Consider the following 12015-nt stretch of genomic DNA (forward strand, 5'->3'; position numbering starts at 1 on the left):
CAGTGGCCATCGCTGCCAACTAGGGTCTCAATGGTTTGCACAGCGCCTGCGCTGTCGGTGATGGTGAGTGTAACAGTGCCACCAATTTCATTACTGGTGCCCTGAAGCTCTGGTGTTAAGTCGCTGACATCGCCTACGTTTTGAATGGTGAGTATTGGCGCTTGTGTGTCTAACGTAATTGTATCTGTAACTGTTGTCGTATTTCCTGCTTCGTCAGATACACTCACTTCGATGGTGTTATCACCTTCATTTAAATCTGTTTGTGGAGTTACTTCCCAGTTACCATTTGCATCTACTGTGGTGCTAAGTGTTTGTTCAACTCCATTTTCATCTGTAATAACAACTGTGATACTGGTACCAACGTCTGCATTACTAGTGCCTGAAATAGTAGGTGTTGAGTCGTTAGTTACAGTATCAAAGTTAACGGTTAAGCTAGGTCCTGATGTATCTATAATGCCTGTAGCAGTATCTGAAGCGCTATTTCCTGCAGCATCAGATACTTCAGCTTCTACAGAGTAATCGCCCGAGGCCAACTCTTGGGAAAGTTCAACACTCCAATTACCATCGGCATCTGTTGTTGTGCTAAATGTGCGAACAACCCCTTGAGAATCAGTAACCGTTAAATTTATAACTGTGCCTGCAACTACGTCAGTTGTGTTACCAGAAATAACCGGTGTTGTATCATTACTTGTTTCTAGTTCATTTACTTGTATGGTTGGAGGCGTAATATCAATTACAGCATCAAGCTCTCCATTTGCGCTTCCCCCACCTATGTCTGTTACTGTCGCACTAATTAAAATGGTGCCTTCAGCCAAATCGGCTGGCGGAGTAACACTCCAAAGTCCGTTTTCATCAACAACCGTAGTTAAAGTAATTATTCCACCCGCTGAGTCAGTGATCTGAACTTCAACTTGAGAGCCAACTTGTGCATTAAAAGTATCACCATTTATTTGAGGTGTTTGATCGTTAGTTTCGCCAATAACATCAATGGTAATAGTCAATGCGCTTGTATCAATTGTGCCTGAAGCACTTGCTGTGCCTTCATTACCAGCGCTATCACTAATACTTGCATCTACAGAGTAGGTCCCTTCAGCTAAAGCCGCAGGTACTTCTACTGTCCAACTTCCGTCTGCAATTACTTGTGCTGAAATTGTTTGTACTGCACCATTAGCATCGGTCACTGTTAAAGTTATGGTTGAACCAGCAGGCTCCCCGCTAACCGTGCCTGAAATGGTCGGTGTTGTATCACTCGTATCGCCTAGTGCATTAATAGTAACTATTGGCGCTGTGGTATCAACCTCTCCCGTTGTTGTGGCTGTGGTTTCATTACCTGCGTTATCGGTAACCGATACTTCAACAGCAAATTCGCCTTCACTTAATTCGTTCGGTACATCAACACTAAAGGTGCCATCGGCTTGTACTTCTGTGGTAATGGTTTGTGGATTACCTGCTTCATCAGTTACGGTAATAGTAACAACCGTGCCCTCTGGCTCCCCCGTTGCGGTGCCTGAAATAGTTGGGGTGGTGTCGTTATTATCAGCCAGTGCATCTATCGTGATCACCGGTGCTAAAGTATCAACCTCGCCAGTCGTAGTTGCTGTGGTTTCATTGCCCGCAGTATCTGTAACCGATACCTCAACAGTAAATTCACCTTCACTTAATTCATTTGGTACATCCACACTAAAGGTGCCATCGGCTTGTACTTCGGTGGTAATAGTTTGTGGATTACCAGCTTCATCCGTAACTATAATAGTAACAACCGTGCCTTCTGGTTCGCCCGTTGCGGTGCCTGAAATAGTTGGTGTTGTATCGTTGCTATCCGCCAGTGCATCAATCGTAATATTTGGTGCGGTATTATCAATAGTTCCCTGTGCAGAAGCTTCACTTTGGTTACCTGCTTCATCACTCACGATGGCATTAACACTAAAGTCACCTTCAACTAACTCATTAGTAGTATCGGCTGTCCAGCTACCATCAGCTAGCGTTTGTGTTGTAATTGTTTGTGTATTACCACCAGCATCTGTAACGATTAACGTAACAGTTGTTCCGGCTGGTACATTTTGTACAGAACCTGAAATTGTTGGAGTAGTATCGGCGCTATCTGGGATTGTATTAATTGCTATAATTGGAGCTGATAAATCAATTGTTCCACTAACAGTATCGCTTGCTTCATTACCCGCAGCGTCTGTTACTGTTGCTGTAATTGTAAAATCGCCTTCAGCAACAGCTTGAGTTGCACCTACTTGCCAAGTTCCATCTTCTGACACAACCGCCGTCAATGTTTGAGACTCACCATTTGCATCAGTAACTAAAACACTAACAAGGCTACCCGGTGCTACATCACTCGTTGTTCCGCTAAATGTAGGCGTTGTATCGTTTGAATCAGCAAAGTCATTTATTGCAACTAAAGGAGGGGTGGTATCAACTGAGCCTAATTGTGAATCTTGAGCTGCGTTACCCGCATTATCAGATACATTAGCTGTTACTGTAAAATCCCCCTCACTTAAAGCAGTTGGAATCTCAATACTCCAAGTACCATCAGCACTTATAGTAGTCACTAACTGTTGCTCTGCTCCTAGACTATCGGTAACAATTAAAGTTACTTCACTACCCGATGCTAATCCTTGGGTAGAGCCTGTAAGAGTAGGTGTTGTATCGTTTGTATCTGCGATATTGTTAATAGTTACACTTGGTGCAGTTAAATCAACCGTACCTGTAACAGTTGCAGTACTGCTATTACCAGCAGTATCACTAACACTCGCTGTTACTGTGAAATCTCCTTCACTGAGATCTGCAATAATATCCGCTGTATATGTACCATCGGCATTTGTAATTGTTGTGAGTGTTTGTTCATTGCCTTCGCTGTCAGTTATTACTAAGGTAACTTCTGTTCCTGCTGGTACATCAATTACGTTGCCACTTACTGATGGGGTTACATCATTCGTATCCTCAATAGGATTAATCGTGATTGCAGGATCTGTTAAATCAATTTCTCCTGTTTCACTTGCAGAAGCTGTATTACCCGCAGCATCAGTTACAGTTGCAACCACACTAAACTGGCCTTCAACTAATTCATTACTTGCCTCAACTGACCAGCTTCCGTCAGCACCAGTAACTACTTGCACGGTTTCTGCTACGCCATCGCTTCCTGTAAATGTAACGGTTACTACCGCACCAGGCTCTACGTCTTGGGTAGAGCCGCTAATTGTTGGTGTTGTATCGTTAGTATCAATAATAAAATTAATGCTTACAGTTAAATCAACATTACCTACTGCACTTGCTTGCGCCTCATTGCCCGAGTCATCTATAACCGCTGCAACTACAGTAAAGTCGCCCTCAGGCAGAGGGTTTGTTACTTGTGCAGACCACGAACCATCTTCTTGCGTCACTGCTAGTAATGTAAATGTGCTGCCATCGCTTGCAGTAATAGTTAAAGTGATGGTTGTACCTGCAGGCACATTACCGGTGTTACCACTTAAAAATGGAGTGGTATCGTTAGTATTAGCAATTGCATCGATTTGAATTGAGATAGGAGCAAACGTTATTTCGCCGTTTGTTTGCGCAGATGCCTCATTACCCGCAGCATCTGATACTGACGCAGTTGCGGTAAATTCACCACCTGGCAAGATTTCATTAGCATCAACACTCCATGTGCCATCTTCATTTAATAAAGTAGTTAAAGTTTGTACGTTACCGTTAATATCGGTTACTAATACTGTAATAACAGAGCCCGCAGGAGCGTCTTCCACCCTACCTACAAATGTTGGTGTAGTATCGTTAGTATCAGCAATTGCAGTAACGGTAATATCAGGGTTTGTTAAATCAACAACACCTTGGTTATTTGCTTGGGCTTGATTACCTGCAGCATCACTTACACTTGCATCAACCTCAAACTGCCCTTCAGCCAATGGCGTAGTTACGTCGATAGACCAATCCCCATCAGCGTTAGTTTGGGTTAATAATGTTTGAGTTTGACCATCAAAATCGGTAATAATCACACTAATAATAGAGCCTGCAGGTACATCTTGCGCGTTACCTGTAATCGTTGGCGTGGTGTCTTGAGTGTCGTTAATATTATTAATTTGTACCGAAGGCGCCGTTAAATCAATTACTCCTGAATCACTTGCTAATGCTAAGTTTCCTACACTGTCGCTTACTTGTGCATCAACAGTAAAATCACCTTCAGGTAAAGGAGTCCCTACTTCTACACTCCAGCTTCCATCGGCTTGGGTAACTGCAGTTAATGTTTGTATTTGTCCTGCACTATCTGTAACAGTAATTGTTACTTGAGTGCCTTCAGGAACACCATTTGTTGTTCCAACAAGTGGTGGTGTTGAGTTATTTGTTTCATCAGTTACATTTACGGTGATTACCGGAGCAGTTAAATCTACATTCGCTAAAGCTTGGTCTATAGCTTGATTTCCAGCTGCATCAATCGCAACAGCGCTTACGTTAAACTCCCCTTCAGATAAAGGTGAGGTGGTAGTAATTACCCAATTTCCTTGAGCATCAACCTGAGTAACTATTGTTTGTACCGTACCTGCACTATCCGTTAACGTGACTGATACATTATCCCCAGTATTCAAACCAGATACTGTCCCTGTCACTGTCACTGTTTGCGAAGCAGAATCGGCAACAGGATCAATAGCAATAAGTGGAGGTGTTGTATCAATCTCAATTGAAATAGTGTCGTTTATAGGATTACCAACAGGATCCGTCGCTTCAACAACAACCGTTATAGGGCCATCAGCAATTGGTGTTGGTAAGGTTATTTCAAAGGTACCATCAGGGCCAATTACAACACTAACTACTTGAGAGTTTCCATCAACATCAGTTACCGTTACATTAACCGTTTCGCCGATTAAGTTTTCGCTCGTACCGGTGATTGTGGGTTGTGATGAGTTAGTAATACCTAGCTCATTAAGTGAAATAGAAGCAGTAGTTGAATCAGGCACAATACCGTCAGAGGTATCTCTTAAATTAAAAGCTTCAGTAGCGCCTTGCTCAAAAGATGAATCAAAAGTAACACTACTAGGATCAACACTTTCAGAAATTCGGGTTAGCTGTACAAACGAACTGCCTCCATCTGCACCCGCAGCGTTACCGCCACCAGCGGCTGTTGCCTCTAAATTATCTAAAATGTCCCCATCACCTTCTAACGCATCTAAAAAATCTGTTACATCAGAATTAGCCGCTGTTGATGGGTCTTGCTCTGCCCCTAAATCTAAGCTTGCAATTGCTTCATCTAAACTTTCATCAAAAACAGTTGTTTCGCTAGAGTCTCTGGCTTCTTTCGCTAATAAGTCTGGTGTTATTTTTACCTTTTGATTTGCGGGTATAGATAAGGTTTCACCTTGCACATCAATTTGTAGAGACGATTTAATAGCAGTAACAACTAAATCACCCACGGTGATAGTGTCACCAACATTTAATGCTCTTATTGACCCATCATCCAGCACAACACCTGCCGAACCTTGAATATCAATAACTACCAGTTGATTTGCTTCCATTTTGGTACCCTCAAACTTTTTAAAATAACAATCTAATAAGTTAAAGGTAGGACAAAAAAGCCACATAGATACTGTACTCAAGTACAGGTTTAAAAGAAAAATTCAAAAATAAAAAATCAACAAAAAAGTGGTAGAAATTTTTTTTTATGCTAACCAAAACGATTACTTGCAAAAATGGTATTCCTTTACTAAATACTTAAGGGAGCATTTTCGGTCTTAACAGGATCTAAGAGGAAGAAATGATTACAAAAAACACTTTTAAGAAACATCAAGAGACTATGTTAATCGGACTAACGATTACTGCCGCAACTCTACTAAACTATGTGCATGCAAATGAACAATCAGCAATGCCACTTACCTATGTCTCAAGTAAAGCGATTGAAAACAATCCTGAAGTACAAGAAGCATGGCATGCTTTTAAATCTTCGATTTATGGAGTAGATGCTGCCCGCTCAGGTTATTTACCAAGTGTTGATGTATCAGCAAGCGCGGGCTATGAAAGAAGAAATTACGGTGTTGAAGAAGAATATAACCGTAATACAGCCGAGTTAAGTGTTACTCAAATGCTTTACGACGGTTTTAGAACCTCGAATACTGTTGATCGCTTTAAACGCATTCAACTCATTAGGTACTTTGAGCTTATTTCTCAAACAGAACAAACAGCACTTGAAGCCTCAATAGCCTTGCTTGACGTACAAAAATTTAAAGAGTTAGTACAACTTGCAGAAGCAAATTTACAAGAGCACGAGTCTGTATATCAACAAATAGAACAAAGTGTAGGAGCTGGTGTAGCGCGCGCTGCCGATCTAGAACAAATTAGTGGGCGCTTATCTTTAGCACAATCTAACGTATTAACGGAGTACTCAAATTTACATGATGTAAGCGCTCGCTACTTAAGGGTTGTAGGAGAGCTTCCTATGAACGATATAAAGCAAGCTGACCTTGATGAAAAAAATATACCAATTTCAGTTAATCAAGCGCTAGACGTCGCTTACAAAAATAGCCCTTCATTTTACGCCTCTTTGTATAATATTGAAGCACAAAAAGCGAACGCAAAAGCACAAAAAGCAGCGTTTCATCCTAACGTAGATTTATCTGCCCGCTACGGTAGCCAAGATAGAGATGAACTTGGTCAAAATGAAACCAGAACAGAAGCGCGAGTCGGCATCGATATTAGCTATAATTTATATAATGGTGGTCTTGATAATGCCAATTTAGAACAAGCCTATCAGGATATAAACATTGCAAAATATCAACGCGATCAGTCTTGTATTGATATTCGTCAGAGTCTGCAAATTGCTTATTACAACGTCACTATATTAGAGCAAAAGTTACCGGCGCTTGATCAACACCGCGAATCATCAACTAAAGTTAAAATTGCATATAAGGATCAATTCGATATAGGCCAACGAACTCTACTAGACGTACTTGATGCCGAAAACGAATCATTTCAATCAACACGTTCATACATAGTGGCGCTTTACGATCGTCAATCAGCTATTTTAACTATGCTAAAAGAAATGGGGAAATTACTGCCAGCACTTAACGTGATGTCAGATAAATACCCTACATTAAAAGAGCTAACTGACGACCCTATTGTTCATAACGCACAAAATATCTGTCCGAGTTACGATGTAGCAACCACTTTTAGCCGCAAGGCATTTCTTCAAAAAAAAGCTAAGCAAGATAATGCATACATGAGTGTAACGGCTATGCCAAGGTACTTAGATATACCGCTGGAAACCGACACGACAGCAAGCAGCTTTACCGATGATGATGGTGACGGCGTACCAAATGAGCAAGACACTTGCCCAAGCACACCTTTGAGTACAAATGTAGATTTATCTGGTTGCACAATTTATAGCGCATCAACCTCGAATATAGAAATTGGTATTCCTTTTTCTGCTGACTCAAGCGATGTAAGGTCTCAATATATTCAAGAAATTAGTCGGCTTGCAGATTTTTTAAAAGAGAACCCAACTAAACAGGTTGAAATACAAGGTCATGCCTCTTTAGATGGAGACCGTAAATATAACCGTAAACTATCAGAAAAACGTGCGTTTGCCGTAGCTGAAATTTTGATTAAGCAATTCGATGTAGAACCTAAACGTGTTAAATCGTTCGGGTATGGCATCGATCAACCACGTGTAAACGAAATATCAGTAAGAGCAAATGCTGCGAATCGACGTATCGAAGCTGTAATTACCGATATCTAAGTCAATTAACGTTATGTAAATAACCTAAACTCGGCATGAAATATTTAAGTCGAGTTTAGGTTTACTAGTAACAATCCTATGCAGTTCTACATAACATTGGATGGTGTATGGAATTAAACGATGTACTTGATCATGGTGGCATCCTCGTTGACTGCCTAGCAGTTTTATGTCGTCATCATGGTAAAGAGTTTTCAAGAGAAGCACTATTAAATGGACTTCCTCTAACTGATGGAAATCTTACTCCATCAGGTTTTTCGCGCGCAGCAAAGCGCATTGGCTTTAAATCAAAAGTAGTTAATAAGCCACTACAAAAAATTAATACAGCACTGCTACCTGCCATCTTAATTTTAAAAGATAACCAAGCCTGTGTTATTAATTCTATTGATTACGATAAACAGTTGGTGAGTGTAATTTACCCAGAACTTACAGAATCAGTTATCGAACAAAGCATTGATGAGTTAGCTGCTAACAGTGTCGGTTTAGTTGTTTATGCTCAACCAGAGTTTGCATTTGATGAGCGAACACCTGTACTTGAAAAACTATCAAAAGACGGGTGGTTTTGGGGAGTAATTAAAGAATGCCGTTCACTTTATAAAGACGTAATTATTTCGGCTGTTGCTTTGGGCTTTTTGTCGGTTGCTATGCCGTTATTTGTAATGAACGTATATGACCGCGTAGTGCCCAACCACGCAACAGAAACCTTATGGGTACTTGCCATTGGCATTTTAATAGCACTCACTGCTGACTTTGTTTTGCGCTTAGTAAGAGGCTACTTTGTAGAGCTTGCTGCCAGCAGAATAGATGTCAAAGTATCGGCTGTAATAATGGAGCGGGTATTAGGTATGAAACTAAAAAACCGCCCATCGTCCGCAGGCTCCTTTGCTAGCAACATTCAATCATTTGAAGCTGTACGTAACTTTTTTAGCTCCATAACACTTGTCGCATTAGTCGACTTGCCATTCGTAGTTTTGTATTTAATTGTTATTGCCATTATTGGCGTACCTCTAAGTTTACCTATTATCGCGGGCGCACTTATATTATTAGCTTACGCTATAGCCGCACACCGCAAACTTGAGGCTCTTTCAGAACAAACAATGAAAGCAAGCTCAATGCGAAATGCAGTATTAGTCGAGAGCTTAACCAATATTGAAGATGTAAAGAGCTTTCACTCAGAGTGTAAAACACAGTCTGTATGGGAAAAGTCGACCATTTACATTGCACAAGTAAACGCACATAGCCGACTCGTTTCTAGCTCTATATCAAATACAGCATCATGGATACAGCAATGCGTAGGCGTAATAATAATGATAATAGGCGTACACCTCGTTATTGAAGGTGAGCTAACTCAAGGCGGGTTAATTGCAGCCTACCTATTATCGTCTCGTGCTATGGGCCCAATCGGGCAGTCGGCCGCTGTTTTAGCACAATATCATCATGCCGCAATAGCAATGCAATCACTGAACGAGATTATGGAAAAAGAGGTCGAGCGTCCACCTGGTAAGCATTGGTTAAGCCACCCTATTTTGAAAGGCGATATAGAATTTAAAGATGTATGTTTTAAATACTCTGACGAATCTCATAATGCGCTCAACGGCGTTAGTTTTAAAATTAAAACCGGTGAAAAAGTCGCCATTTTAGGACGTAATGGCTCAGGTAAAAGTACATTAGAAAAGCTTATTTTAGGACTATACGACCCCTGTTCAGGATCAATTTTGATGGACAATAATGATATACATCAAATTGACCCAGCTGAGCTTCGTCATAATATTGGCTACCTACCACAAACCGTTGCTCTGTCTTATGGAACCTTGAAAGACAACCTCACCATGAGTGCTTGGCATGCCAAAGACGAGCAAATTATTGAAGCCTGTGAGCGAAGCCAATTATTTGATTTAATTAATTCGCACCCAGACGGATTTGATTTACAAGTAGGCGAGCAAGGTCGTCAATTATCAGGTGGGCAGCGCCAAGCTGTAGGTATGGCAAGAGCCATAATTAACGACCCTCCTATACTATTACTAGATGAGCCAACCTCATCACTAGATCATAATAGTGAAAGTAAAATTATTAATAATTTAAAGGGTTATTCTAAAGATAAAACCTTAATCGTGGTGACTCACCGCTCATCATTACTTGAACTTGTTGACCGAATTATAGTTTTAGATAATGGAAAAGTAGTTGCTGATGGACCAAAACAAAAAGTAATTGCAGCGTTAAATAATAAGACAGTGGAGCAAGCCTCATGAGTGACAATAAAAAACCACTTGAACAGCGCTCCTTTGAATCTGTTAGCAGAGCAATAGAAGCAAGAAAACAAGGCAAGCCATCAATATTTAATAAACTATTTAAAGGATGGATTTCTCCGCCTAACAGCCAAGACTGGGTAGTCGATGCGCAGTGGGAAAAAATGCAACAGGAGCCAGCAAGCGCTAGGTTATTGCTCTATTTAATTTGTTTAACGTTTATATGCCTTATTGTGTGGTCTGGCTTTGCTAATTTAGATGAAGTTGCTCGTGGTGAGGGGCGTGTTATTCCCTCCAATAAATTACAACTTATTCAATCTTATGATGGTGGTATGGTCGAAAAAATAAATGTAAAAGAGGGGCAAATAGTAAATGAGGGTGATGTGCTCATTAAAATAGACCCTACCCGCTTTATTTCTAGCTTTAGAGAAAACCAATCCAAAGTTGAATCGTTAAGCGCAAAAGTAGCGAGACTCAGAGCACTCACTCAAAAAAAGGAGCTCGTATTTAGTGAATCTGTTATTAAAAATGCGCCTAGAGTAGTGCAACATGAACGTTCTCTTTATTTGAGTAACAGCCAAGAATTAGAGCAACAAGTAAGTATTCACAAACGCCAACTAGAGCAGCGACACCAAGATTATATTGAAGCAAAAGCGGCACTTGAGCAGCATACCAGTGCGCTACGCTTAACAAACAGGGAGCTTAAAGTGACCCGTCCATTGTTACGCACGGGTGCTATTTCAGATATAGATATTATTCGTTTAGAGCGTCAAATAGTTGATTTAAACGGCGAGATAAACAGAACCAAGGCAGTTATAAATAGGAGTCTTTCGGCCATTAACGAAGCTAAAAATAAGGTAACCGAAGTTGAGCTCGTTATGATTAACCGCTGGAACAATGAACTCTCCGAAGCGCTACTGCGACTAGATTCAATTAAAGAAACTGAATCAGGCTTAGCCGATAAAGTAACTCAAACTGAAATACGTTCTCCTGTTAAAGGCACTGTACAACGATTATTAGTTAATACTGTTGGCGGTATTTTACAGCCAGGTAGTGATGTTATGGAAATTGTCCCGCTTGACGATCAACTTGTAGTAGAGGCAAAAATCCCGCCTAAAGACATTGCATTTTTACGCCCTGGGCAATCTGCAATGATAAAATTTAGTGCCTACGACTTTGCCGTATATGGTGGCCTTGAAGCCGAAGTATTACATATTAGCGCCGATACAATTACAGATGACCGCGAGAATACCTTTTATTTGGTGCAGCTAAAAACCACCAAAAATAATTTTTCAAAAGAGCTGACTATTATTCCGGGAATGACCACTCAAGTGGATATTATTACCGGTAAAAAAACCGTACTTGAGTATATTTTAAAACCGGTTCTTAGAGCTACATCGCAAGCAATGACAGAGCGTTAAAACATTTTATAAATGGAGAAGTAATGCGCCAAAGTATTTTTATTACACAGCCTGAATTTGAGTCGAAACACTGGCATACAGCGTTTCCTGGTTGTTTGATATGCACAAAAGAACCACACAGAGTCACGGCATCAAGTATTATTTGGGTTTTGGCCGGCACACCTAATTGGCTTGAGCTTGTTAAAAAGTATTCTCAGCAACGTTTACTGGTTATAGTTATGACCAACGAACTAGAAATAAATCAACTAAGAAGTGCGCTTGAAGCAGGAGCTAGGGGGTACGTAGAAGCACTCGCTACTAAAGTAATTATTGAACAAGTACTGGAGACAATTTGTGCTGGCGGAATATGGTTACCAGGGCAATTACTATCTAACTTAGTAGGAGCTTTATCAAATACACCGTTTAAATATGCGAGCACATGCGAGCTTGATGTACTCACAAAGCGAGAACGTCAAGTAGTTGATATTGTTGTAACAGGTGCAACTAATAAGCAAGCTGCAGAATCTTTAAATATTACAGAGCGTACAATTAAAGAGCATATGGGTTCTATATTTAATAAGCTAAAAGTTCGCGACCGTATTCAATTAATGTTAGTTGTAAAAGGGCATTAACCGCACAGTTAATG

General features: G+C 40.6%; 5 protein-coding genes. 4 read left to right on the forward strand and 1 reads right to left on the reverse strand.

The annotated features are described in order from the left end of the window. Positions 1-5510 (reverse strand): retention module-containing protein (locus H5087_RS14335; RefSeq protein ID WP_182672497.1); only part of this gene is annotated, 5510 nt, incomplete at its 3' end. Between the two features lie 239 nt (positions 5511-5749). Here H5087_RS14335 and H5087_RS14340 point away from each other — a divergent pair. The 4 genes from H5087_RS14340 to H5087_RS14355 all read left to right on the forward strand — a co-directional run bounded on the left by H5087_RS14340 (position 5750) and on the right by H5087_RS14355 (position 12001). Further along, positions 5750-7726: a TolC family outer membrane protein gene (locus H5087_RS14340; RefSeq protein WP_182672498.1), complete on the forward strand. Its 1977-nt coding sequence runs from the start codon at positions 5750-5752 to the stop codon at positions 7724-7726. A gap of 107 nt (positions 7727-7833) precedes the next feature. Next, positions 7834-9972 carry a type I secretion system permease/ATPase gene (locus H5087_RS14345; RefSeq protein WP_182672499.1) on the forward strand — a complete coding sequence of 713 codons (2139 nt, stop codon included), beginning with the start codon at positions 7834-7836 and terminating at the stop codon, positions 9970-9972. Then, the gene (locus H5087_RS14350; protein WP_182672500.1) at positions 9969-11390 is read left to right on the forward strand and encodes an HlyD family type I secretion periplasmic adaptor subunit; all 1422 of its coding nucleotides are present in this window, start codon (positions 9969-9971) and stop codon (positions 11388-11390) included. Before H5087_RS14345 ends, H5087_RS14350 begins: the two co-directional genes overlap by 4 nt. Positions 11391-11413: 23 nt before the next feature. Then, positions 11414-12001 (forward strand): response regulator transcription factor, encoded by a 588-nt coding sequence (locus H5087_RS14355; RefSeq protein WP_182672501.1) that lies wholly within the window; start codon positions 11414-11416, stop codon positions 11999-12001. Positions 12002-12015: the final 14 nt, after the last annotated feature.

Origin of the sequence: Pseudoalteromonas sp. SR43-7, assembly GCF_014163785.1 — a bacterium.
Classification (GTDB): Bacteria; Pseudomonadota; Gammaproteobacteria; order Enterobacterales; family Alteromonadaceae; genus Pseudoalteromonas; species Pseudoalteromonas distincta.